21 protein-coding genes are annotated in these 25,933 nt (G+C 44.1%); 9 read left to right on the forward strand and 12 right to left on the reverse strand.

Annotated elements, in window-relative coordinates:
• Positions 1–208 precede the first annotated feature (208 nt).
• Entirely contained in the window at positions 209–913 is a 705-nt protein-coding gene (locus DDZ15_RS04870; protein WP_146198515.1) for a hypothetical protein, read from the forward strand.
• 29 nt (positions 914–942) lie between these two features.
• On the opposite strand, the gene DDZ15_RS04875 is transcribed toward DDZ15_RS04870, so the two are convergent.
• Complete coding sequence (locus DDZ15_RS04875; RefSeq protein ID WP_199222880.1) at positions 943–2,001, reverse strand: agmatine deiminase family protein; 1,059 nt, start codon at positions 1,999–2,001, stop codon at positions 943–945.
• 170 nt (positions 2,002–2,171) lie between these two features.
• Here DDZ15_RS04875 and DDZ15_RS04880 point away from each other — a divergent pair, with 170 nt between their 5' ends.
• The 6 genes from DDZ15_RS04880 to DDZ15_RS04905 all read left to right on the forward strand — a co-directional run bounded on the left by DDZ15_RS04880 (position 2,172) and on the right by DDZ15_RS04905 (position 9,662).
• Entirely contained in the window at positions 2,172–2,807 is a 636-nt protein-coding gene (locus DDZ15_RS04880; RefSeq protein WP_109645663.1) for a thymidine kinase, read from the forward strand.
• A gap of 9 nt (positions 2,808–2,816) precedes the next feature.
• Positions 2,817–4,148: a NupC/NupG family nucleoside CNT transporter gene (locus DDZ15_RS04885; RefSeq protein ID WP_109645665.1), complete on the forward strand. Its 1,332-nt coding sequence runs from the start codon at positions 2,817–2,819 to the stop codon at positions 4,146–4,148.
• Positions 4,149–4,221: 73 nt separating this feature from the next.
• Positions 4,222–5,106 (forward strand): peptidyl-prolyl cis-trans isomerase, encoded by an 885-nt coding sequence (locus DDZ15_RS04890; protein ID WP_109645667.1) that lies wholly within the window; start codon positions 4,222–4,224, stop codon positions 5,104–5,106.
• A gap of 25 nt (positions 5,107–5,131) precedes the next feature.
• A complete protein-coding gene (locus DDZ15_RS04895; RefSeq protein WP_109645669.1) occupies positions 5,132–6,532 on the forward strand; it encodes a peptidylprolyl isomerase in 1,401 nt (466 codons plus the stop codon).
• Positions 6,532–7,527 (forward strand): AAA family ATPase, encoded by a 996-nt coding sequence (locus tag DDZ15_RS04900; RefSeq protein ID WP_109645671.1) that lies wholly within the window; start codon positions 6,532–6,534, stop codon positions 7,525–7,527. The genes DDZ15_RS04895 and DDZ15_RS04900 overlap by 1 nt, the downstream gene beginning before the upstream one ends.
• A gap of 14 nt (positions 7,528–7,541) precedes the next feature.
• Positions 7,542–9,662: a hypothetical protein gene (locus DDZ15_RS04905; RefSeq protein WP_109645673.1), complete on the forward strand. Its 2,121-nt coding sequence runs from the start codon at positions 7,542–7,544 to the stop codon at positions 9,660–9,662.
• Between the two features lie 82 nt (positions 9,663–9,744).
• Here DDZ15_RS04905 and DDZ15_RS04910 read toward each other — a convergent pair whose 3' ends face one another.
• From DDZ15_RS04910 to DDZ15_RS04920, 3 genes are all read right to left on the reverse strand, one after another.
• On the reverse strand, positions 9,745–10,965 hold the full coding sequence (locus DDZ15_RS04910) for a coiled-coil domain-containing protein (protein WP_146198516.1): 1,221 nt from the start codon (positions 10,963–10,965) through the stop codon (positions 9,745–9,747).
• An 11-nt stretch (positions 10,966–10,976) separates the two neighbouring features.
• The gene (locus DDZ15_RS04915; RefSeq protein WP_109645677.1) at positions 10,977–11,426 is read right to left on the reverse strand and encodes a hypothetical protein; all 450 of its coding nucleotides are present in this window, start codon (positions 11,424–11,426) and stop codon (positions 10,977–10,979) included.
• A gap of 66 nt (positions 11,427–11,492) precedes the next feature.
• Positions 11,493–12,041, reverse strand: a complete 549-nt coding sequence (locus DDZ15_RS04920) for an adenine phosphoribosyltransferase (protein WP_109645679.1) — start codon at positions 12,039–12,041, stop codon at positions 11,493–11,495.
• 98 nt (positions 12,042–12,139) lie between these two features.
• On the opposite strand from DDZ15_RS04920, the gene tadA reads away from it, so the two are divergent.
• Positions 12,140–12,583: a tRNA adenosine(34) deaminase TadA gene (tadA, locus tag DDZ15_RS04925; RefSeq protein ID WP_242978881.1), complete on the forward strand. Its 444-nt coding sequence runs from the start codon at positions 12,140–12,142 to the stop codon at positions 12,581–12,583.
• 233 nt (positions 12,584–12,816) lie between these two features.
• Here the strand turns inward: tadA and DDZ15_RS04930 are convergent, their stop codons facing one another.
• Positions 12,817–14,394 carry a VTT domain-containing protein gene (locus DDZ15_RS04930; protein ID WP_109645680.1) on the reverse strand — a complete coding sequence of 526 codons (1,578 nt, stop codon included), beginning with the start codon at positions 14,392–14,394 and terminating at the stop codon, positions 12,817–12,819.
• 249 nt (positions 14,395–14,643) lie between these two features.
• Between DDZ15_RS04930 and DDZ15_RS04935 the strand changes: the two genes are divergently transcribed.
• Positions 14,644–15,462: an alpha/beta fold hydrolase gene (locus DDZ15_RS04935; protein WP_109645682.1), complete on the forward strand. Its 819-nt coding sequence runs from the start codon at positions 14,644–14,646 to the stop codon at positions 15,460–15,462.
• 41 nt (positions 15,463–15,503) lie between these two features.
• On the opposite strand, the gene DDZ15_RS04940 is transcribed toward DDZ15_RS04935, so the two are convergent.
• From DDZ15_RS04940 to DDZ15_RS04970, 7 genes are all read right to left on the reverse strand, one after another.
• Entirely contained in the window at positions 15,504–17,327 is a 1,824-nt protein-coding gene (locus DDZ15_RS04940) for a type II and III secretion system protein (RefSeq protein WP_242978882.1), read from the reverse strand.
• A 17-nt stretch (positions 17,328–17,344) separates the two neighbouring features.
• Positions 17,345–18,196, reverse strand: coding sequence for a type 4a pilus biogenesis protein PilO (gene pilO, locus DDZ15_RS04945; protein WP_109645686.1), 852 nt, complete (start codon positions 18,194–18,196; stop codon positions 17,345–17,347).
• Between the two features lie 3 nt (positions 18,197–18,199).
• Positions 18,200–19,918, reverse strand: coding sequence for a PilN domain-containing protein (locus DDZ15_RS04950; protein ID WP_109645688.1), 1,719 nt, complete (start codon positions 19,916–19,918; stop codon positions 18,200–18,202).
• Between the two features lie 10 nt (positions 19,919–19,928).
• The gene (locus DDZ15_RS04955) at positions 19,929–21,173 is read right to left on the reverse strand and encodes a type IV pilus twitching motility protein PilT (protein WP_109645690.1); all 1,245 of its coding nucleotides are present in this window, start codon (positions 21,171–21,173) and stop codon (positions 19,929–19,931) included.
• An 820-nt stretch (positions 21,174–21,993) separates the two neighbouring features.
• Complete coding sequence (locus DDZ15_RS04960; protein ID WP_109645692.1) at positions 21,994–22,491, reverse strand: Crp/Fnr family transcriptional regulator; 498 nt, start codon at positions 22,489–22,491, stop codon at positions 21,994–21,996.
• Between the two features lie 18 nt (positions 22,492–22,509).
• Entirely contained in the window at positions 22,510–24,288 is a 1,779-nt protein-coding gene (locus DDZ15_RS04965; RefSeq protein WP_109645694.1) for a GspE/PulE family protein, read from the reverse strand.
• Positions 24,289–24,579: 291 nt separating this feature from the next.
• Positions 24,580–25,911 (reverse strand): type II secretion system F family protein, encoded by a 1,332-nt coding sequence (locus tag DDZ15_RS04970; RefSeq protein ID WP_109645696.1) that lies wholly within the window; start codon positions 25,909–25,911, stop codon positions 24,580–24,582.
• Positions 25,912–25,933: the final 22 nt, after the last annotated feature.

Consider the following 25,933-nt stretch of genomic DNA (forward strand, 5'->3'; position numbering starts at 1 on the left):
ATCATTTATCACGAATACATCTCTTTGTTTAAATATTCCGGTGTCCGCTTCAGAATGTGCATGGATTTTTGTTAATTGATGTAAACCTTAATACACAGATATGGAGGTTATTGTGGAAAAGCGAGCATTTCTCTTCTCAGTCGTCTTAATTTTTTCAAGCATCTTTTGCATTCAGCGGGCTTCTGCCCAGTCATTCCAGGGGCAGTATATGCACATTGATTACATTGACCAATTTTCTGATGACACCGAGGAGTTCCGGCAGAAAGTCAGTGAGGTTGTAAAACCTGTACAACAGGCCAGAAAAGATCAGGGAATTATAACCGACTGGTATTTATACAGGGTTGAATATCCCGGCACTCATCAATCTCAGTATAACTATGTATCGATTACCATTAGTGAACAGATCTCTGCATTCGAAGACATAACAGACGGAGTGGCCGCCGAGTTTGAAGACAGAAACAGCCAGCAGCTTGTGGAGGAATTTGAGGGTGTGTTCACTCCCAATCATTCAGAGCTTTGGAGAATCCGAAATAGTGTTATGCAGGACGAGAACTCCCGCCCCAGCCGATACATGGTGAAAAACTATATGAATGTGGGACAGGGTTATGAATTTGAATACCAGATGATGGAAGATGAAACGGCCCGGCCGCTTCATCAGCGACGAATGGAAAATGATGTTATGAAGGGCTGGGAACTGAATGCGATGATTCTGCCGGGCGGCCTGGAGTATGGGTACAATTTTTCAACCATCGACTATTATGATCATCTGGAACATGTGGAGTTCGGCTTTACGGAAGAGCTGATTCTCCAGACCCATCCCGATACGGATATAAATGAATTTTTTGAGAATATAAACCGATCCCGCGATCTGGTTCGGCGGGAAGTCTGGGAATTGGTGGATTCACTGGATTAAACCAGCCCGTTATACGAACTATAGCGTATTCAGCCTAAATTTTCGAGTCCATACAGCTGTTGGGTGATGCAATGAATACTACCCTGCCCCCAAACCAGGTCACTGCACTCAATCCCCACAATGTCTCTGCCGGGGAAAAAGCGCGACATCAGGTCGATTGCGGCCTGATCGTATCTCTCATCGTACAGAGGCACCAGAACAACGCCATTGGCGATATAAAAATTTGCATAGCTTGCAGGAACATATTCGGATCCGTCAACGGTACTCCCCTCGATGCGGGTCTTCGGCATGGGCAGAGTAAGTATCTGAAATGGATTGCCGTTTGGGTCGGTGCTTTTTCGCAGAATGTCCAGATTTTCATTTAAAGCCGCATAATTGACATCATTTTCGTCCTCACAGATCATTGTGAGGATTGTATTCTCATTCAGGAATCGTGACAGGTCATCTATATGGCCATCCGTATCATCCCCGGCCAGCCCTTTTTTCAGCCAGATGATTTTTTCCATACCCAAATAGCGCTTGAGCTTCTTCCCTATTTCAGCTTTTGTCAGCTGCGGATTTCTGTTGGGGTTCAGCAATACCGATTCGGTGGTAAGCAGTACACCCTTTCCGTTAGTATCGATTGCACCTCCTTCCAATACCATATCTGGTGAAAACATATAAATTGAAAAATGGTCTGCAAACCATTCAGGAATTTTATTATCACTGTCGAATGGCGGGTACTTCTGTCCCCAGGCATTATAAATCCAGTTGGTTATGGCATATTCGGGAACTGTGGTTAACGTGTCAGATCTGCGCTTAATAAAAACAGGTCCACAATCCCTTGCCCAGACATCGTTCAGGGGTACAATGTGGAAGTGTATCCGGTTCAGATCGATATCGGGGTCAAATTTTTTTAAAATTGATTCTGCCCTTTTTCGATCCTCCACCGTGTTTACAAGCAGGAGAACAGGTTCGTATCGGTGCAGAACCGATATAATTTCTGCGTAGACAATTTCAACGCGTTCGAGACGGTCGCCAGGCCATGTTTCCCTGTTTGCAGGCCAGTGGAGCTGGGTTGCAGAATGATTTTCCCATTCAGCTGGCATTCGATAAAGTTTCTCCATGTTCTCAGGACTGCCGGATCTGTTCATTTTAGTTGCCAAATATATGCTGCTATCACGGGTAAATACAATAAAGTTCCTTTTTGTTTTAAGGTATTCAGGGATATATTCAACGCACAGAATCAGCTAATTTATGGTAAGTTTGCAAATCTGATATGATCAATGAACCCGGTTTTACCCCTCACCACCTGGGGTGGATTGAAGTTGTATGCGGAGGAATGTTCAGCGGAAAAACCGAGGAGCTGATTCGCAGGGCAAAAAGGGCGCATATTGCAGGGCAAAGTGTTATCATCGTTAAACCTGCAACCGACAACCGTTATAGTGACACTGAAGTTGTTTCACATAATGAAACATCACTTCCAAGTATAACCGTAAATACGGCTGACCAGATCGTTCTGTTAACTTCCTCAGCCCGTGTGATCTGTATTGATGAAGCGCAATTTTTTGACAATCGCCTTGTGGACGTAGCCAACACTCTGGCAAATGATGGAAAAAGGGTAATTATCGCCGGACTGGATATGGATTTTGAAGGACGGCCATTTGAACCCATGCCGCAGCTGCTTGCCATTGCCGAATATGTAACCAAACTGCATGCCATTTGTGCAGAAAGCGGTCTTATAGCGAATTTTTCGCAGCGTGTTGTTGAGAACAGCAGTCAGGTTCTTGTGGGTGAAAAAGATGCTTATGAACCACGTGCACGTCACTGTTTCAGACCCCCGGTAGATGATAAAAAAGGTAAACCGATACCGGAATTCACAGTTGGAAAAAGAAATGAATCAACCGATAAATAAGAATACCTGATGGATATTTTACGAGGCATAATCGGAATGGCGGCAATTATTGGCATTGCCTTGCTGTTCAGCAAAAACCGTAAGGCGGTAAACTGGAAAATGGTTGCTACCGGTTTTGGCATTCAACTGGTACTGGCCGTCTTTATTTTGAAAGGGTCTGATATGGCTATGTTCTGGTCGCCTTTGGGCTGGCCTAAAATGTTTTTCAGCTGGGTGTCGAGCTTTTTCGTTGTTGTGCTCGATTTTACTACAGCGGGAGCCGAATTTATTTTTGGCGACCTGGCCAAAAGTCCGGGCATGGAGGGCAGCCTAGGTAACTTTTTTGCCTTTCAGGTTCTGCCTACCATTGTATTTTTTGCTTCTCTTACGGCCATATTTTATCACTATGGCATTCTGCAGAAAGTAGTGAGTGTGATGTCGAGGGCTATGCAGAAACTCATGGGGACATCAGGGGCTGAATCTCTGTCTGTTGTTGCAAATATTTTTGTGGGACAAACTGAGTCGCCTCTTGTTATCAAGCCATACATTGAAAAGATGACGCGGTCAGAAATACTAACCATTATGACAGGCGGAATGGCAACGATAGCCGGAGGAGTAATGGCAGCCTATGTTCAGATGCTGGGTAATTCATATTCTATTGCACAGGGAGTTTCGCTGGATGTGGGACGTCTCATGTTTGCAGAACAATTATTGGGCGCCAGCCTTATGGCTGCACCGGCTGCACTGGTGATCGCCAAAATTATCTTTCCCGAATCTGATGAGCCGGTAACCAAAGGCGAGGTAAAAATGAGTGTTGAGAAGACAGATGCCAACGGGATTGATGCAGCCGCAAGCGGTGCGGGTACAGGGCTTAAATTGGCGGCAAATGTAGGTGCTATGTTATTGGCTTTCATTGCACTACTTGCAATGGGCAATTATTTTCTGAATGAAATTGGAGAGTTTACAGGCATCAACTCTTTAATCCCCGGCGGAGAACTTACAATTGAAACGCTCCTGGGATGGATCATCGCCCCGGTCGCTTTCATTATTGGCATACCGTGGGAAGATGCGGTTAGCGTAGGATCGCTACTGGGCACAAAAGTGGTGCTGAATGAGTTTGTGGCCTATCTTCAGATGGCAGATTTTGTAAGCGAAGGCGTTCTGTCACCGAAATCCATAACCATGGCAACCTTTGCTTTGTGCGGCTTTGCCAACTTCTCTTCCATCGCAATACAAATTGGAGGCATCGGCGGATTGGCTCCCAGCCGAAAGTCGGAACTGGCACAATTTGGCCTTATGGCCGTATTGGCAGGAACACTTGCCAACATGATGACAGCAACCATTGCCGGCATGCTATTCTAATCATGCTGAAACAAATGCGGACTAACCCGGTCCTTTCTTGATAAAGGCTGCAAACCGTAACAGATACTGCACTATGCATCACATTCGATACACGCTTCTGTTCACCGTTCTCTTTCTATTGGCTCAGTGTACACCCACCTATCAGTCTGACAACTCCCCGGTTCTGGCTTCTGTCGGGAACCAATCGCTTACCATCAATGAAGCGCTGAGTCAGATACCGGGCTCAGTGATGAATGAAGACTCTGTACAGGCTGTACAGTCATTTATCGATCAGTGGATAGAGAAGCAGGTTGCGGTGAGGCAGGCGGAGCGCATGGGTTTGCAAAACAGCGCTTCTGTGCGTGAAAAAATGGAGCGGCTGCGCAGGCAAATTCTTGAAGAAGCTCTGCGCGAGCAGCTTCTGCTGCAGAATCTTGATGAAGTGGAGGTTACGCGTGATGAAGCGCAAAACTATTATCAGGCTCATAAAGACCAGTTTATTCTGAGTGAGCGTTATGTACGTTTCAGACATATAACAACACGAACACGCACCGACGCCGATAATGCAAACAGGGATTTGATGCGCGGCGATGAATGGGAAGATATTCTTGAGCGATACAGCGTAAATCCCGAACGACAATTGCGGGAATCGAACCAGTTCTGGCCGATTTCCATGGCCGCTGAAACCATTCCTATGCTCAACAGATATCTGAATGTTATCGGCCTTACCGAGCGCTCACCCATACACTACTTTGGGGGTGAATATCATCTTGTTCAGCTGATGGAAGAGAGGCCCGCTGGAGAAGCGCCCGACCTGGAATGGCTTATTCCACAAATTGAAGAGTGGCTCAGACTTGAGAAGGCCAGAAGAATTACCAATAGTTACATTCGAAATCTGTATCTTGAGGCCAATTCAAATAATGAAATCCGGGTAGCGAACGTTAATGAGATCGAATCTATGCTCCGTTCCGGAAATTAAAATTTAGTAAGGTCAGAATTTACAGATGATTAAACTCTTCAGAGTACCAGTATTCCTCACCATACTTCTCTCCTGTTTCACTCAACTTTTCGCACAAAATACCCAGGTAACCGACCAAATTGTGGCTGTGGTTAACGATCGTATTATTCTGAAGTCTGATGTGGATGCAGAAGTTCGCAACTACATGAATCAGCTGCAGATGAATAACCAGCCTGTGCAGTTTACTGAACAGCTATGGTATGATGCACTGCAAAGCATGGTCGACAATCATGTAATGCTGGAAAAAGCTGAGATCGACAGTGTTGTTGTCTCGGATGACATGGTTAACCGGCAGATGGACCAGCGACTGAATCAGATGATCCGACAGGCCGGAGGCGAACAACAGCTGGAACAGGTATTTGGCCAAAGTATCATACAGATTCGGGCCGATTTCCGGGAGCAGTTTCGCGAACAGATGATAGTTCAGCAGCTGCAGCAGCAGAAATACAGAACTATCAATATTACAAGACCCGAGGTGGAAGAGTTTTTTAATAGCATACCCCAGGATTCTATTCCTGTAATTCCGGAACAGGTTGCCGTTTCTCAAATTGTAATTAATCCTGAACCTCTGGCTGATGCAGAGCAGCAGGCTTTTGAGATGGCTTCCGCCATTCGGGATTCCATACTCAACCATGGAAAAGAATTTGAGGAAATGGCAAGGAAATACAGTGACGACGGATCTGCAGCTCGCGGCGGCCTTCTGCCAATGATGTCAATTAATGACCTTGTCGCAAATTATTCCGCAGCCGCTACTGCCCTTGAACCGGGAGAAGTTTCTGAAGTAGTACAAACTGAATTCGGTTTTCATGTCATTCGCCTCAACCGGCGTATGGGTGACAATATTGAAACCAACCACATTCTTATACGAATAGATGAAAGCCTTGTAGATGAGCAGGCAGCCATTGAAAAGCTCAATGCTTTGCGGGACAGCGTATTGAACCACGGGGCAAATTTCAACGAACTGGCTCGCCGGCATTCAGATGATGAAGAAACAAAAGCGTTTGGAGGAAGAGTACTTAATCCACAGACCGGAGACCGGCTTATTCCCATCAGTCAGCTTGAACCTTCCATCTACAGAATTGTACTGCTGATGGATGAAGAAGGTGAAATATCAGAGCCACGATCATTTACGACCCAAAACCGAACCTCTTCTACAGCGTTTCGGATCGTTCGCCTCGACAGGCTTATTCCTGAGCACAGGGCAAATCTTGAGGATGATTATGAAAGAATCCGTGATATTGCACTGAACCGGAAACAGATGTCTACGCTTCAACAATGGCTTGCTGATTTGCGTGATGAAGTTTATATCGAATTTAAGATACCGGTACCTGAGAATACGGTAACTGACAACACAAATCAGTCCGGCACCGAAACAGACGTACGATAATGCATTCTGATCTGCCCACCGCACCCGAAAAAGCAGCCGCTGAATTTAGCGAATCATTTCAATCTATTCGAGATGAAATATCTAAAGTTGTTGTGGGGCAATCCGATATCGTTGAACAACTTTTAATTTCTCTTTTCTCTGGCGGACACTGTGTTTTGGTGGGTGTTCCCGGTCTTGCAAAAACCCTGCTCATCCAGACCGTTGCCCAAACCATGAATTTGAGCTTCAGCAGGATTCAGTTTACTCCAGATCTTATGCCCGGTGATATTACGGGAACGGAAGTAATTGAAGACGATCAGGAAACCGGACGAAAGCATTTCAAATTCATCAAGGGGCCCATATTCGCCAATATTATTCTGGCCGATGAAATTAATCGAACCCCGCCAAAAACTCAGGCAGCACTTCTTGAGGGGATGCAAGAGTTTAACGTAACAGCATCAGGACAAAAATTTGAACTGGACCGTCCCTTTTTTGTTCTGGCAACGCAGAACCCTATTGAACAGGAAGGAACCTATCCCCTGCCTGAAGCTCAGCTCGACCGCTTCATGTTTCACCTTCAGCTCGACTACCCATCCGTTGAAGAGGAGAAACAGATTGTATCGCAAACTACATCCACGCGACACGTGGATATTAAGTCTATTTTAAATAAAGAGAAGATTCTTGAATTCCAGAATCTTGTAAGAGAGGTTCCGGTTCCAACCCATGTATTGGAAAAAACGGTTAAGCTTGTAACCATGACCCGTCCCGGCTGTGATCTGGCACCTGACTTTACGGACAAGTTTCTCAGTTGGGGTGCGGGTCCAAGAGCGTCTCAGTACCTTATTCTAGGATCCAAAACAAGGGCTTTGGCACAGGGACGGTATAATGTCGAGTTTGAGGATATTGAAAGCCTTGCTGTACCTGTATTAAGACATCGCATTGTTACCAACTATGCTGCGGAAGCCGAAGGTCTGGGTACGGTTGATATAATCCGGATGCTTCTCAACAACCTGTAATTCTTACAGTCGTCATGATCAGTGTACTTCCAGAGGGCTTTTCACCGGCACTCCCTGTTCTTATTATCATTTTGCTGGTGATTCTTTCCCTTTTTGTAAGCTGGTGGAGTTATAAAAGCCTGGAAGATCAGTCACGATATATCAAGCCATTGTTGATCACTCTGCGTACCCTCTCGCTATTGATTCTCTGCGCACTGCTTTTCAATCCCTATGTTACCCGGCAACAAATTGTTAGCACACCAAATGAAGTTGCTGTTTTTATCGATAACAGCTCCAGCATATTGGTTGAAAGGGGATCCTATGAGGGAGAATCTGATTTCAGGTCGGCTTACGATGCATTTTTGGCGAACAGGCCTGAAAATTTATCCTATCCGGTTTTTCAATTTGGCGATTATGTAAGAGAGGATAATGAACCTGATTTCAGTGATCCTTCAACCAATATTCAGCAGGTAACGGAGTACCTGCTTGAAAACGGAAACAGGTTTTCTGCTGCTGTATTATTTTCGGACGGAATTATTACCCGGGGCCGAAATCCGGTTTTTCAGGCACAAAGCGTGACGGTTCCACTCATCACGGTTCCATTGGGAGATACAACATTGGTAAGGGATATCTCCGTTGCTGAAATCGAGTATACCGACCCAATTTATACGAATACCATTCATCGGATTACTGTTGAAATACGGCACCGGGGTTATGAGAATGTGGAAACAGATATCGTTCTCTACGAAAATGGAGTACCTGCAGATAGAAAAACCATTCAATTTCCTTCATCCTCAGGAACAGAGTGGATTGATTTTGACCGAAGCTATGCAAATGATGGGTTTGTGAATCTTACCGTATCAGCTGAACCTGTTGATGGGGAATTTACCGAAGAGAATAATCGTGCATCTGCGGCATTCAGGGTACTGGACAACAAAACCCGAATATTGTCGATAGCATATGAAATAATGCCTGATGTAGCATCAGTTCGCAGGTTGATCGCTACCGACCGGCAATATGAGCTTCTTCAGTCAACGTATCTTGGAAACGGCCGTTATGCCGGAGAATCTCTTTCCGGTATTAATCCGGATGATATTGATCTGCTCGTTATTCACGGACTTCCGGTGCAGAGAGACAGCAACCTGAATCGATTGTTAAATTCTGACACCTCCGTTCTTTTTATGTCAACACCCGGAAGTTACAGTATGATCGGCAATTACCAGCAGCAGAGTCCCGCTCTGTTTGAATTCAGGGGCTCAGATACTGAACTCACCGTTTTACCTGCACAGGACACAACATCGGTTTCACATCCATTGATGGAGTTAACCCCTTTAACCTGGAACCGCCTCCCCTCACTGACTGTACAAGACGGGGAGTATCAGATGATTCCCGGAACTGAGGTACATCTATGGGGTCAATCTGCTCAGAAGGCGACCGAAATACCCCTTCTTGTATCAGCAGATTATGGAAATAAGCGGGTGGCGAACCTGAATGCATACGGGTGGAACCGGTATGATCTGTCCACTCAATCGGAAGTATCCCAGTTCTTTGAAGAGATAGTCACTAACATCATATCATGGGGCTCCTCAGCGAATGAGGATAGACTTCTTATTCTGGAACCGTTGCGTGATACGTTTACGGAGCTGGAACAGGTACAGTTCAGGGCTTCCCTCATAAATGAGCGGGGTGAACGGGAACCCAATGCATCAATCAGCCTTACACTAACAAGGCTTGATCAGAATACAGTACCCGTGTCATTCCAGATGCGTCATCTGGGAGATGGCAATTATGAACTTAACGCGGGAAGGTACCCATCAGGCATTTATTCTGCCAGGGGCAGAGCTGTAGCTGCGGGAAGAGAAATTGATGTCGATGAAACTCGTTTTACAATAGGTTCAGTAAACGAAGAAATGATAGATACCAGAAGAAACAGTGCCCTTCTTCAGCAGCTTGCAGCTGTAACAGGCGGTTATTATGAAGAAAATGCCGGAAGTGAAAAACTTTCAGAATTCCTCGAAGAGATTTCTGATCAGAACAATACTGATAACACAGTCACTGAAACGGACTATCTCTACAGGAATGGTATCTGGTTTTTTATAGCTATTCTCTTACTTACAGCTGAGTGGATGCTCCGACGGAAGATATCACTGCCGTAACCAATCTTTGAATCTCCAAAACAAAAAAGCCGATTGAGCTTTACTCAACCGGCTTCATCATTATTCTGATATTTCTATTTAATCAGCCTTTTTTGGTAACCAAAAGTACAATAAGGCCAATAATCACTGCAAGGCTAACCAGGAAGAGAATGAACATCAAATTTGAACTGGGTACTGCATTTTCACCCCATGTGTTCAATTTAACGTCTATGGCTGCCATATCTTCTGCTGATAGTATGTTTCCGTTTATCAGAAGTTCTCCCCACTGGCCTTTTACAGTATTGTTCCAGTAACTGCTGAAATTGCGATATATCTCATAGTTCTCTTCACTGCTCGATTCCATGCTGATGTTCATGGCTTCATCGACATAGCTGTTGAGTGACGAGTTAAATGATTCCGGACTTGTAAAGGGTGAAAGCTCAATGCCGTTTTGATTAAACTCGGTACTTAGTGCATTCCACAGTTTATTGTCAATACTGGCCTGCCATGCTGAGAGCATATCTGTAACTTCCTGACGTGCTTCCACCGGATTATCAGGAGAGAATGTACTTGCAAGTCTTTCACCAATTGTATCCCATACATTTAAAAAGTATCCATGCTGAGCCCGCATTCTGACAAAATCAGGAGCGCTAAGTTCTGAATCCTGATCAGCATTTTGAGTGTATTCACTGATGATGTTCTTTAAAACATCAACAGGGTTGCTGTCCATCTGTTCTGCAGCAGATGCCACGTCAGTTTGCGTAGCCGAGTCCATGGTTTCATAGCGCTGAAGCAAGTCCTGAAGAAAGTCTGACACGAATTCATCACGCTGTTCAATATTCTGCCTGTATTGGCGAATTAAAGCGGCCTGCTGACGCTCGTTTGCACTCGCACGATCAATTTGTTCCTTCAGATCGGCAACTTCCTCGTCCATGGTCGCAAGCTGATTTCTGAATTCGTCAACCTGCCCCATCAGTTCGCGGATTCTCTGATCCGACTCTTGAAGTGCACGCAGATTGTCCAGATTGACTGAGTATCTGCTCCTTAAGGAGCTTATGCGGTCATTCATTGTTTCTGGATAGAGAGCAGCATCTATGATGGAAGCGTACTCCGAATAGTTCGCTTCAAACTCATCAATATCAAGGGATAACTCAATCAATTCATCAGGTGTAGCTGCATTCTCAATACGTTCTGAAAGAGTATTATATTCAGATCTGAATTCCTGTTGAATCTGGTAATCGGATTGTTGTGCAGTAACCGTTGCAGTAGAAACAAACAAGAGAGCTGCAACTGCAGTAATAGTCGTCTTTAGTAGTAATTTCATAATTATATCTCTTATCTGAGTCCGTTTTGGTCAAGGTTATACGTGTTGCCGGTTGAGAGATCAACCAGTTCGATATGGGTATTTCTTTGATTAAATGCAGGTTGGTCCAATCCACTGTCAGAAACTGAAATACGTGTGCTCAGCTTCAGTTCAGATTCAGACGTCTCAAAAACATATACATTGCTAAAGCCAGGCGCTGTGACAAAGTAGTACCCTGCACTGTTTCTGATTAAACGTATTTGATCAACGGAAGAGATCTCTTCTTCAGAGAGAATATCAGTGATAGTAAATTTAATTGCATATCGCTGATCATGAACCTGATTATTTGAGTCGGGTGTGAGAACGCTTTCAATGGGCTGTGCGTAATCAACATTTTGTAGAACCAATGAAGGCCCACACGCAGCAGCGGCAAAAAAAAGAGCTACACACGATAGAAGTGTGGTAATAGTTGGCTTTGCCATAGGGTTTGTATGATGTATTTTTTTAATGAATGTTTAGTTTAATTGCAATAAAACAGGTTTTGTTCCCTAAACCTTTAGCAGGGAGTGAACAGGCAGATTCTGATCAAGAAACCTGCGTCCGCCCAGTGCAGATATTTCCATTACAAAGGAGTACCCGATAATGTTTCCACCCATTTTTCTGATCAGGTTGCTGGCGGCGGCAGAAGTACCTCCGGTTGCCATCAGATCATCATGGATCAACACGTTGTCACCTGATTGAATTGAATCGGTATGAACTTCAAGAGAATCTGTGCCATATTCAAGTTCATATTCGATGGAGTGTGTTGAAGCCGGTAATTTTCCCGGTTTACGTATAGGAACAAAACCCGCATGAAGATCCTGAGCCAGATTGGTTCCAAAGAGAAAGCCTCTTGATTCAAGGCCTGCAACAAAATCAATTTTAGCCCCTCTGAAAGGTTCTGCCAGTAACCTCGAGGTAAGTTCAAGAAGGTAACGATCTTGAAGCAACGGGGTGATATCTTTAAAAATGATTCCGGGTTTGGGGAAATTCGGAACACTCCGCACGTTTCCCAATAGTAAATCCCGTAATGATTTGTCTATATTTGAGTGTGCCATTGATGGCTTTCTGATTAACATCCCCGCGTCTTAAACAAGTAGCTAACATAACACTTTCTCCCCAAATGTTTAACCAAAACCCGTTCAATAGTACCAATATGGACAAAAAGTTTATGATCGAAGCATTTAAACTTGCTGAAAGGGCGTATATGGAGAAAGAGATACCTGTTGGAGCCGTTGTAGTGCATCAAAACCGCATAATCGGTAAAGGATACAATCAGGTGGAGCGACTGAAAGATCCCACAGCACATGCCGAAATGATTGCCATATCCGCTGCTTGTGCTGCACTAGAAAACAAGTATCTGGAAGGTTGTACTCTGTATGTTACCCTTGAGCCCTGCCCGATGTGTGCCGGGGCCATGGTCTGGGCAAAACTTGACCGGGTGGTTTTTGGAGCTATGGACGAAAAAGCGGGCGCATGTGGAACCCGGTTTAATATTGCATCGAGCGCACATTTAAATCATCGTCTTGAAGTTATCCAGGGAGTAATGGAAGCCGATTCTGGATATCTTTTGAAGCAATTCTTCGAAGAACGCAGATAAGTTTTTAACCTAATTTAGATGCAGGGTATTAAACAGTACCCCCGCTATCGAAGGGGAAGAGTGGGAATGACCGCTGAGCGTTGATATGAGCCGGGTAATTTCATTTTGGCGTTACGTTTGCTGCGGTTCATTCTAACCCGGCTTATTGAAATACTTCCCTCAACGGAAAATTACAATGGCCTCCGTTATCGGAGTGAAATTCACCATTGAAAAAAACTTTTGTTAAGCTGACACTATTCAGTATTTGATCTATCCCGTTTCTCTTTAATCCGTCTCCACTTTTCAAATGCCTGTCTTCTCCCCTTCACAGTACCCAGCGGCAGGATGTATTTGATAAATCCGTAGAGCAGTATTGATGCCGCTAAGATTACCAGCAATGCATATTCCTGATATAGTTCAATATAGGTTAACATAGGCTGGCCAATCAAAGAAGTAACCCAAATCAAAAGTGGTGCCCAAACCGCCAATGATGCCAGAAAATAGGCGAGAAATGGCCAGAAGTCTGTTTTTAAAATGCCGGCAGCGAGATAGACCGGCAGCCTGGTGCCCGGAACAAAACGCGTGGCAATCAATATTTCTGCACCCCTCGCCTGAAAGAGATCCCTGGCTCTCATAATATCCTGTTTCCTGATAAACCATTTAAATGGAGCAATCTGAAGCACGGGATAACCCAAATATCTTCCTGACGCATAAATCAGCAAGTCAGCGGAAATAATACCCGTTACGCCCCCGATCAGAGCATGCTGAAATCCAATAAGTCCGGTTGCAAACAGCAGGCCGGCAGCAATACAGGCCGAATCTTCACTGACCAGAGAAATAATGATCAAAAAAAGTATAAGTAGTAATAGTGCCTGGCCTGAAAGCTCTGCAATATCATCTCTTGAAAAGGTCTCCATCGATTCCGCAATTCTTTCCGAACTTGCCAAAGCCCTGTTCATCCCATTTTGATTATCAACCTGGCGGATAAATGATTGAACGAGTGTACTCCAGTCATCCGGATTTGAACGTATTTGATCAGGTTTGGCAGCCAACAGATCAAGTGTACTGTGTGGGATGAGCCGATAGATTTCGAGTGCCGTCTGAACGGGTATCTGAGGATCAGCTGTGCTGTGAATGATCCTGACAGGAACAGTAATCTCCCGGAGGAGGTTTTCAATATGTCTTTGATCCATGGCAAGCATAGTCGAAATGAAATGCCTGTTGAATTGCATAGTTTCAGCCCATCCGAAATGCGGAAACCCATACCTGAAAATTGTAAATACTGGAACCATCAATGAATAAACTGAGCGGTTTATTCTGTAATTGCCCAGAAAATGGATCTCCTCTATTCCCATCGACTGGATCAGTGTGAGGCTTTTCAGATCATTCTCATTTTTTGTAATAGTTTCAATGGCAACAAGCCCTCCATATCGAAACCCTCCAATGTGTATATTCCGGTTCGGCAGCTGATTGATCCATTTCGAAAGAATCTCCCCTCTTTCCTGATTGCTTATATAGTTTCTTAAACCGCCTTTATTTAAAACAGGTATGATCACTCCCATGCTGTCTGCAAGAGTCTCAGCCAGCGGAATCAGTTCCTCTGCAGGTTGATAGGCATCCGGGATAAGAATCATCATTGTTCGTCTTGAAGACGCTTCAATATTGAAATAGTGGATATCCAGCTCCTCTTCATTGTATACGAGCTGATCTGACTTTTCGAACCGGTTAAATTGAGTTTCTGCAGGAAAAAGTGTTTGTGTAGCCCATGAAAGAAGCAGGAGAAATAAATAGACAGCACCAGCGATGATTCCAATTTTTTTTAGTGCTGTCAAAGTCAGGTATCGTTTTTGTATTTATGCTTTATATCCAAATAGAGGTAAAAGAATCGGCGGATTTTACTCATTTTGAATTAAACTTTCATGCAAACCGTTTATTTTACTGTAAATTCTATCGACACAATGCAATGGCTTCAATGCTACGTTTTCGGTTCCGTTATATGGCTAAATCTATATAAGTCCACTGTTGTTTAACAGCCTAAGCATTGGCTAAACATTATCCCGCGCTGATATTTTTTTGTAAACATGCTCTACACCAAATCATTTTATAATTCTCCTGATAAGGACTGGGTGGTTTTTATTCATGGCGCAGGTGGCTCTTCAAACATATGGTACAGGCAGCTTAAGGCGTTTCAGGATGAATTTAATGTGCTGCTTGTTGATTTACGCGGTCATGGAAGGTCGAAAGAGATGAGTACGCTGAAAAAATATTACAAAGAGCGTTATTCATTCAGAACCGTCAGCAAAGATGTTCTGGAATCGATCCATAAAAACAGTATATCGAAAGCGCATTTTGTTGGTGTATCACTCGGAACCATTATTATTCGAACCATTGCCGAGATGGAACCGGATGTAGTTCAATCTGCCATTATGTGCGGTGCGATCACAAGACTTGATATCCGAAGCCGTATCCTGGTTTGGCTAGGTCACACGTTCAAAAAAGTGGTTCCTTTCATGTGGCTCTATAAGCTGTTTGCATGGATTATCATGCCAAAGAAAAACCACGAAGAATCCCGAATACTCTTTGTTCAGGAGGCAAAAAATCTGGCCAGGAAAGAGTTCCTCAAGTGGTTCAGGTTAACCTATGAAGTGAATCCCTTGCTTCAATATTTTAAGGAAACTGAGATGGATGCTCCCACCCTTTATATTATGGGCGAGGAGGATCATATGTTCTTGCCTCCCGTCAAAAAAATGGTAGAGAGGTTCGAGAGAAGCTACCTGGAAGTGGTAGAGAATAGCGGACACGTTGTAAATATTGATAAGCCGGAACAATTCAATGCATTGTCCCTGGCATTTCTTAAAAAGCAGTCAGCTTCTGAAGGGATGACTGCAGAGACTCCCTGAAACGTCTGTTTTAAGACGCGATACTTAAACAGCGTCTGTGTTTAGTCGCCGTTAAGATCAAGCCTTGTTTCGCGGATTACCCGGCTTAACCATGCTTCTGACTGCCTGTTTTCCTGAATATCGAGCAGGTACGGCATGGCGTCTTCAGCGGTTTCGAACCCTTTGTATGCTACAAAATAGTATCCTGTGGCATCCACATGAAGCATATGGGCATCAAGTCCCTCATCTTTAAATGATTCATAGAGACGATCCGCGTTGTTTCTGTTCAGAAATGAGCCTCCAATTACGTAAAAGTCGAGGTGATCGTATTCACCGTTTTCACCGTTTACGTTTGTCATTTCCACTTCGCGCCATTCAGCAGGAGCATCCGAGGTATCCTCTTCAGTCTCGGTTATTACCTCAACTTCCTGCCACTCCTTCATATCGGTTTCTTCAACTTCCTCCTCTACAGGAACGGGTTCTTCTTCAACAGGTTCAGTTTCCATGATTGTCTCTTCCTCAACAACGGTAACTGTGTCAGGTTGAGCTTCAGATGTATCAGTCTCTGTGATTTCGGCCTGTTCCTCATTAGACATCAGTGGATTGTCAACTACCCTGTCGAGGTTATTTCTGTGCCTTTCCTGTTTCTCTTCCAGTAGCTCACGCTGGCTTTGATAGGCATTTTTGACTCTTTCGGCTATTGGTTTTTCAAGCTCTGCCTGCAGCAGAACTATCAGTTCATTCTCCTGAACATCCGTGGAATTGTAGCCAAACAGATAACGAAGACCAAGAAACCATACCGGTAAGTCCTTGAGGATTGGGATTCCACGACGCACTTCAGACTCCTCGGTTCTATATAGGCCTGCCATGACTGTACTTTCACCGTCCAACAGAAGAGCGTGTGTGTTGGCTTCCTGTTTATTGATAACTGTACTAACCGGGTCTGGTTGTGCGGATGATCGCTCGGCCTGAATGTCAAGATAGATCATCGTTGTATCGCCCACTTCTACAATTTGTGGAGTAACCGTCAGAATGGTACCCGTACTGAAAAACTGGTCCGTTACGTTTCCGGCAAAGTCACGTTGCTTAATGGAAAAATCCTGCCCTACCTGAATAAAACCTTCCTGTCCGTTCATCACTTTAATTGACGGAGTTGCCAGTATTTTACCCAGATTATCAGCTTCGAAAGCGCTGAACAGTGCCTGGACTTCTATTCCACCCACGTCACCAAAGTTAACCAGCGCATTAAATGCATTCTGAGAAACATTTTGAGCTCCCCGGGAATTAACGTTTACAAAACTTCCGGTAAAATTAGTAGATGGTATCTGTTCACTTCCATCATCACTGGTGAAATCTCCTATGTTTGTAGGTGTATTAGAAGTAAGGGTTGACCAGTCAACACCGATTTCACGCAGAGCTCTGCGGCTGCCTTCAAAGAATGTGGCATTAATGCGCACTTCACGCGTATTGGTATCGATTATCAGTTCATCTTCACCCGCCTGTGCAGCTTGCTGGGGCTGGGATGAATCTGTTGTTCGCATCTGCCGCGCCTGTTCAGCCGTAACCAACTCAAAAACATCCGGTGATTCGAGGGCCACAAAATTTTGTACCCTCAGAATATAATCCAGCGCATCCCTCCAGTGCATGGGCGGAAGTGATACACCGATCTCTCCCTCGTAACCGGTTCTGTCAATGATAAACCGATTGTCGTAGTCCTGAGCGAAGCGGTTTAATATTTCAACAGCTTCCACGAAGGAGGTTCTGCGATCGAAGGAGATGATTTGATCCGGATCGGAGAATTCTCTCGGAATTCTGTCCTGGGCCTGGACGTACGCCAGGTCACCGAATGCAAAAACGAGTAGTATGATTGCCGTCAGAAATTTCATAAGTCTGTTTGATATTTTCATCGTTGAACCTCCAGTGTAACCACATCAATGATTCCACCTCTGTTTAGTCTGAATGTTACTCTACCTTCCCGTGTATTGATAGACTCGAGTCGTCCCAGGTATACCCTGTCACCTTCACGAAGCGTTATCATCTCACCATTTTGGTCACGAAGATATACAGCTACCGGTGTGATACCTATCAGAGTACTGTTGTCCACATTTGGTAAATTGTCTGTATTTGGCTCAACATTTCTGATGATCGGGAAAAATGGATTATGGGATGATGCAAGCGCACCGGTTGCCGTATCGGGGAGACGCTGCGTATTGAAAAGATTCTGACTGTCGTAATTACTCTGTATCTGAAATACAAAGCTGACATTCTGGTAACCCTCCTCGAGCCCCAGCGGACTAATAGAGACGTTACTTATTTTCTGAACAGGTTCACTATGCTCAATAGCGTTCACAAAACGCATAAACCCGCGATAAGGCCCGGTACCTGTAATTTCAGATCGTATGATGCCATAGTCTTCCGTAATGGTCGAATCCTGAAATACATAGTTGAATGTTAGCCCGGCCTGACGATTCAGCTGAGTCAGAAATCTGAATACTTCATCGGGATTGTTGTTCGGAAATATGGTCTTGTCGTAGTTATCAATGAATGCCTGCGATTCCTCATATTGAATCCGAAGAGAAGGAAGCATATCTGCGGTCTGACTATCCTGAGCATACTGTGTCTCGAGGCTAGACTTCTCAGACTCCAATTCCTCGATTTGTGGTTTTTGAACGAAATGCATGTACGCATATCCTCCTCCATAAATCACAAGGACCACAAAAAGCAGTATCAGTGTATTTCGAATTGCGTATGACATAAATTATTCCCCTAAATTTAGCATCTCGTCAATTTGGCGTGCACTTTCGGGAGTGAACTCCGATTCATCAGCAATCACGCTGCGAATCATCATGTTGAAATAGAAAACTTCACGTTCCCGTATTTGTTCTCTTCGTACAGAAAGCAATGTCACTTCCGGGAACTGGTTTGCAAGCATAGGTATTCGTTCCCGTGTAAGAGAGTATCCATCCACCATCAGTACATCGTCATTTTGACGAACTGAATTGATCCACATTCCGCCGACTTGCTCTACGGCCTGATTAAACCGGTCCAGGGTAACCGTCCACCGTATATTGTCACGGCTGAGTTCAGTTAACAAGGTAAGTTGTCCGGATAAATCAGCTATCTGGGCAGACAACATCTCAGACTCTTCCACAAAGGGTGCCAGCTCTTCTATAGAACTCTGTATTCGGGTATTATCCGTTTGCAACTGCTCTATCTGAGACTGATTTTGCTGGTAGAAATGATTTAAAATTATCGGACTTACACCGATCAATATCAGCAGTGCTATTCCATGCCATTGAAGCTGGAATACCTTTTGGTGTTCTGAGACATACTTGGGCAGAAACGAAAGCGGAGGATATTTGTCACGGCCACCGTTCGCAGAAAGTGAGGCAATACCGATAGCCGTCGAAAAAGCTGATACGGTCTCCTTCATGGATTCACCGATCAACATTTTATCCGGATCGAACTTAAACTCCTCACAGATCAGGTCGGGGAAGTTTTGCCTGAAAAAGTCGGTTGCTTTTTCTCCAACCGTATTATTGAAAATAAGCAGGCGATCGACACCCGGTATGTCGCCTGTATCGAGCTGGAATAGAATTTTGGAAAAAATCGTATTCAGAAAATTCTTTGATTCTGTTCCCTCATTAATTACCGGAGATACCTGCAGCACCTCGTGGCCCTGAGTGAAGATCATTCTGCATTTTTTAGGGCCAAACTGAATCAATCCCGTAATCTGTTCCTGATTGTCTTCGTAGTGGTTTCTGTAGAGGCCCAGCATGGCAGACTCATCAGGAATTACATCCGTGATGTAGTAATTCCTGTCGAACATCTCCTTTGTCTGGTTCACCAGCTGCAGTGCGTGTGACTCCTCATCGATGGAAGCTATAACGAGGGTTCCGTCATTTCTTATTAAATAATCATAGTAATCAGACTGCGGTGTGCTGCCATAAATTGCCTGAAGCTTTTCCTGAACATTCTGTTCTATATCTTTCTTCTTCAGGTCGTTGTAATTCGCATTCCTGATGATCTGAAAAATGGTATTCCCATTTTCAATATTGAGCGCCATCATGATTTTGCTCTTTGAGAAATCATCAAGATACTGTGCAAGCATCTCCTGATTGCTTCTGGCTGTACCAGCTTCCTTAACCAGGTCAGGCTCATCAAAATCATCTACACTGTCTTCGATATCACTCAGATCAAGTTCTGCCAGATCATTTGAATCATCTTCGTCGTCATCATCATCGAGGCCAAAGATGGCGTCCGGATCCTCTTCAGAAAATACATCCTCGGAAAAAACATCCGAATCTTCGGTTTTCTCCTGCTCGAATACCGGCTTTGATTCCGTTTGCAGCGGTTCCACCAGCTTCAGCTTGTCGAGACGAACGAGCTCTAATCCATTCTTTGAAGGTTTTACCCTGGCGATTTTCAAAAATTCGCCCTCAAGACTGATCCCTATATATTCGCGTGGTTTAAACATTGAACTGAGGTTAGTCTAGCTCTTCGAAGAGCTGTTGAATGCGTTTCTTGTTGTTGGCATTATTGTATGCCTCATCCTTGGAAATTTTTCCGGAATCGTGCAGCCTTTTTAAATCCTGTTCCATGGTATTCATCCCCATCTCACTTCCTTCTGCAAGCATCTGGTAGATTTCATTCACATTATTGTTACGGATAGCTGCGCGAACCGAGGGTGTTACAAGCAGAACTTCCTTGGCCAGTACCCGCTTGCCGTCGAGGCTGGATACCAGCTTTTGACTGATTACGCACGTTAAAACATCTGCAAGTCGATTCCTTACACGGTCCTGCTCTTCCGTTTCCACTTCACCCAGAATACGTTCGATACTTTCCATAGCGGAAGATGTGTGAAGTGTACCAAAAGTCTTGTGGCCCGAGTCAGTGATTTCAAGAGTTGTCATAATCGTTTCGGGATCACGAAGCTCACCAATCACGATGATATCGGGATCCTGACGCAGTGATTGAATAGCACCCGCTTTAAATGACATCACGTCACGTCCCACTTCCCTGTGACGAACTACCGAGCGAACAGATTCATGTACCAATTCAACCGGAGAAGCAATGATCACAATGTGTGAATCGACCGTTCGGTTGTTAGCATCAATAATTGTGTCAAGCGTACTTGATTTACCCGATCCGGTAATACCCGTTATGAGTGTAAGACCGTATTTATAATACTTAAGGCTTAAAGCTTTTGCGATTTCAGGGTGAACTCCAAGAGATTTAAACGGCCTGATCTCAGTGTCAATTTTCCGCATGTTCAGTGCCAGGGTTTCCAGGTCGAAATACATGTTGGCCCGATAGCGGCGAAGTGGATCTCCTTCCCTGTTGATGGAGTAGGAAAAATCCAGATTCCGTATATCAAGCAACTGTTCGCGCTGGCCTGCTGTAATCGCGTTATGAAGCAGAACGTCTGTTTCCTTAACAGGAATATCCACTTCGGTTTGCAGGGGAGACTTTTTACCAAAAACCCTGTACCAGATTTTCCCCATACAACCATGGCCTCCCAAATCAATATCGGAGGCTTCAATTTTTTCCATATGCAGAAGAAAACTGTTCAGAGTTTCTCTCAGAAGAGTTCGTTCCGTTTCGGGAAGTGCTTCCACTCGTCTGCCGATTTCACGGTGATATTCAAACCCCTTTAAAGAGGAAGGAATCTCTGATACCAGCCTTCCGCAGATATCATGTATAGGTTTTAGCGAGATTGTAGATGTATTCATTTAATAGCCGTTGAGACGTCGTGTATGTAACCCTGCTAAAAAGACCTGTAAGAACTGCGATCGTTACAAATAAATAAAAGAAAATTATCTGCAACTTTATAGTTCTTTTTTGATCTTTTTCAGGTGAGTTACATTTAGTCTAATAGGAATTTAAGCGACTCATCGAATCTATTTTTTCAGATTAAGGGAGGTCTTTAAAGCAGAGGGACATATTGCTTGCCAAGGTGTGTACAGGATTTAATCCATTAAGGACTTAAAAACGTATCAGAGGAAACAATAAGCGAAGACATTAAAGATATGTTTCAGAGTATATTTTACTGATCAAAATTCTTTTCAGATACAATTCTGCAGATGATCCTGGTACAAATAATCACCGTGATTTAGTAAGACGATGTTATTTCAAGAAATGCGCAGGATATCGCTCTTTCAGAGCTTCAAATTCACTGTAACTCCTGGTATAACGCTTTGCGCTATACTGCTGAATGCGCCCCATCGGGGTTTGGAGGATGTATTGACCGGAATCGTTAATGCGCCTTATAGGATCAGCGACAGTTAACTTGTATTGTTTGTTGGAATGATATCCTGTGCATAGCTTCAGGTACGTTCCGTTCTAGAAATCGGGATCTATTGATGAGTCCAGCTCAGAATGAGCGCCAGCAATAACATAGCACTTCGCACTATGCTTATTTTTGCACCCCGTCGGTTTTGAGGTATGACTGTGCAAATTAACGTGTGTTTGAGTAAGCAAATGAACCGTAAAATTGCACTTTGCCTTTGAGTTTCTTAAAAAGAAAAATGGCTTTGGGGCAGGTGGTACGTATTACCAGTTATCGCCGCTGAGCAGTCTTCTTTTCAAATTGAGGAGCTGGCTGTTCATATTATTGATTTTTTTCTGCTGTATTTCAATAATATTCTTGGTAAAGATATTAAACAGCTTTTCCGGTTTTTTTCTGAAAAAGCTAAGAACATCATACCGCTCAAAGCTGAGCAATACGCTCTGATTTTCACTGATTACTTTCGCCATTCTGTTTTGCTTGCTGAAAAGAAAGGTTTCACCAATAAAACTCCCCTCTTCCAGGACGGCCAGCTGTATGCCATCACGCCATACACCTACTTTTCCTTCAGCGATAAGATATGCTGAGCTAACACGATCATTTTCATTCACAACCGTCTCCCCTTTCTGAAATTTTTCCTCCCTTCCCAGTTCCAGGAAGCCAAGAACATCTTCATAATGAAAATTTTTCAGCAGGTGCGGCGGATCCTTGAGAAGGTTTCGCTTATAGGCCGGCATCATATTTAGCGGGTTTCCGTCGTTCATATACGATCAATCCACAAGTTAGTCATCCAGGGTGATTGCAATTACTTCTTCTATGGTGGTGATTCCTTCTTTTACACGCTCTCTGCCCGATGCTCTCAGCGTAAGCATACCGTTGGCTATTGCGAGGTTTTTAATCTGATCTTCATCAATATCACCACCCGATTCAAGAATAGCCCGTTTGATATCTTTGCTGAAGTAGAGAGCTTCATGTATGGCAGCGCGACCTTTAAAACCAATACCGTTGCATTTATCACAGCCCACTGCCTTATAGAACGTTTCAGTAGCAATTTCTTCATCGGAAAATCCAATTCCCTTCAGTGTTTCAGGATGGGGGTCAAAAGCTTCCTTACAATTGTTGCATAATCGTCGAAGCAGGCGCTGAGCCATAACCAGGTTCACCGCATTGGCAATCAAAAAGGGTTCGACACCCATTTTAAAAAGACGGGAGACGGCACTCGGCGCATCATTGGTGTGAAGCGTGGAAAACGTAAGGTGACCCGTATTCGCCATTTTAATGGCAATCTCGGCTGTTTTTAAATCACGCATCTCACCTACAAGCACAATATCGGGGTCATGACGAAGGATACCCCGAATGGCCATATCAAATGTCATATTGGGGCTGATCTTCAACTGACGAGCCCCGTTAATCAGATATTCGACCGGTTCCTCAACGGTTAAAACATTCTTTGACGGATCGAGTACATAGTAAAGAGCCGCAACAAGCGTGGTAGATTTACCGCTGCCGGTAGGTCCTGTAATGATGACAATCCCGGATGGCTGTTCAATTGCTTTTACAAAATCGGATTTTGCTTTTTTCTGAAGACCAAGCACATTCAGATCTGTGATCACTTTACGATCATCCAGTATCCGAATAACAACCGACTCAAATTTTCTGTCGAACTGGGCACCTACCATCGGCATGATCGACACCCTGTAACGGATGTTGTGATTATCAACAAGCCTCTGAATAAAACCATCCTGAGAGCTGTCGCGCTCAAACCTGTCTACATTCCGGGTTTTGTCTTTTACAACGGCTGCGATAGCTTCTGGCTTAACGTTTTTTTGCTGGTACCATAACTGTAGTTTCCCGTCTATTCTGAACCGAATATCAGTTGTGGTTGGACCGCTTGGAATAATGTGAATATCACTGACGCCCTGACGTACACCTTCTACAAGCATCCCCTCAACCAGGGAGTTGAGCATGCTCTGATTGATTTCGGCATCAATCTCATCTTCATTGACATCTTCCTCCTCTGCGCTCGGGATGTCGGTCTGCTCATAGTCAATTTCTTCCAGGAGGTCCAGAAATTCATTTTTTTGTTCATAAACCCTGGAGAGAATAAAGTCGATCAGCTCAAACCGGCAGTATCGGAGATCAAAATGCTTGAAATTGAGTTTTGATATTGTATTGGAGAGCTTCGGGTCTGAAGGATCTGCAGAAGCGATTGTCAGGGTAGTCATCGATTTACGAACCGGAATGGCTTTCTGATTTGCCAGCTCGTCAACTACATCCTGGGGCATATCGTCTATATACCCTTTGATTTCGGATATTTTTTCATCAGGAAGCTCCGAATCCTCCTCAAAGATCTCTTCAAATGCATAGATGTCAGCAATCTGACTCATCACCTTATGGCGATCGATGCCCAGGTCCTGGTATAGTATTTGACCCAGCCTTCGGTTTGAGTGCGAAGGCTCCTCTGAAAGTATTTTAAGCGCCATCGAAAGCTGATCGCCTGAAATCACTCCCCTGCTCAGCAGAAGGTCGCCAATATGTTGCCGTGTATTAATTTTTCCCATGGGGTAAGAGATTAGCAATCTCCGGACTTACGTACAAGCAATTATTTTGGGTAAACGGATCCTGATTGCTGGTATCTAATGATAGGTGGTTTGCAGTAAGTTGCCCTATTAACAATCCACTACCGTTGGTATCGTCCTATTAATTTAAAAATTAAATCCTAAAGCATCTTAACCAACCGAAAGTAGCCCGTTTGCCGTAAAATTCATAATCCCTGAAAATAAAACTCCGGGAACCCGCCAGCAACGTACGACTGTCTCATTACATGCAGGCTACCGGCGGAGACCCGATCATTACGAATTGGGCTGTATCAGTGCCGCTTCAGAAGAAACAACCGTAATGGCAATCAGGGCAACCATAATAAAAAGGTTAATAAAGAGATTGATCATGTCGATTACCGACTCCATCTTATAGGTTGTCTGTATTTCATAATATTCTGCCAGCTGCTTGGCATTTTCCCGCAATGCACCCGATTCGGCACCAAGCCGGAAACGGCTGATAGCCGTGGTGGTAAATACACCTGTCTCTTCCATCGATTCCACAAGACCGGAACCCTCTTTAAGCATTCTCTTGATTGCCACTTCTTTTATTTGTTTCTCCATGTAGGAGTTTCGGCATGCTTCGGAGGCAACTTTAATTACTTCAATATTTTGACCGGATCCGCTGTAGAGTGTAAAAAATACACGTGCAAAAATTTCAATACTCGTTTTGTGAAGCAGATCCCCAATCACTGGTATGTGGATGATATATTTATCCAGCATCAACTTGCCCTTGGGTGTTTTAACGTACCACGTAAACAGGGCTATGGGTATCACAAAGGATAGTGTAAGCGTAATCCAGTTGTCGGCCAGCCAATAGCTTATTTCAAGGGTTTTGGCCGTCATCGGTGGCAGCTGGATATCAAATTCCAGGAAAAGTTCTGCAGTAGCCGGAAATATGTATCCTACATAGAAAAGTACGGTTGCAATTACGGCAAGCACCGTAACGGCCGGCATCAGAAGTGAACGGCGAAGGTTTTTCTTGAACTCTGCATCCCGCTCCAGAAATTTAGCCGTACTTTCAAATACGAGCGCCATATTACCCGATGTGGACGCCACACTAAGCATGTAAGCAGCAAATTTACCAAATACATCCTCGTGTTTGCCGTATACCTCATGCCCTTCTTTACCGTCTTTCAGATCTTTCTGAATCTCCTTAATCACCTCTTTCATACGCTTGTTTTGCGTATCCTCATAAAGAAGTGTCAGGATTTCATCATATGGAAGCTGTTGCTTGAGAAGGTCGGCTGACAAACTTACAAAAGTCACAATGTCCTGGGTAGGAACACCGCCTTTAAAATCAAACAGCTTCTTATTAACGCTTATAACCTTGTAGCCCAGCTTAACAAGTGCGCGTTCCAGCTCTTCTTTACTGTAAGCTTCCTGTTCACCGGTCTGTTTCGATTTACCAGGCCGCTGAACCTTGTAGATGTAGAGTTCTTTCTTGTCTAGCGACTTAACACGGATCCCGTTTTTACTCTCCAGCTTTTTGATCTTGCTCTGCGCTTCTTTTTTATTGACCGCCTCAAATTCGGTCTGGATCATTTTTCCGCCTGGAGATACTGCTTTTAATCGAAACTGGGCCATGTCTGTAGATTTATTAAAAAAG

Source organism: Rhodohalobacter mucosus, from assembly GCF_003150675.1.
GTDB classification, from domain to species: Bacteria; Bacteroidota; Rhodothermia; order Balneolales; family Balneolaceae; genus Rhodohalobacter; species Rhodohalobacter mucosus.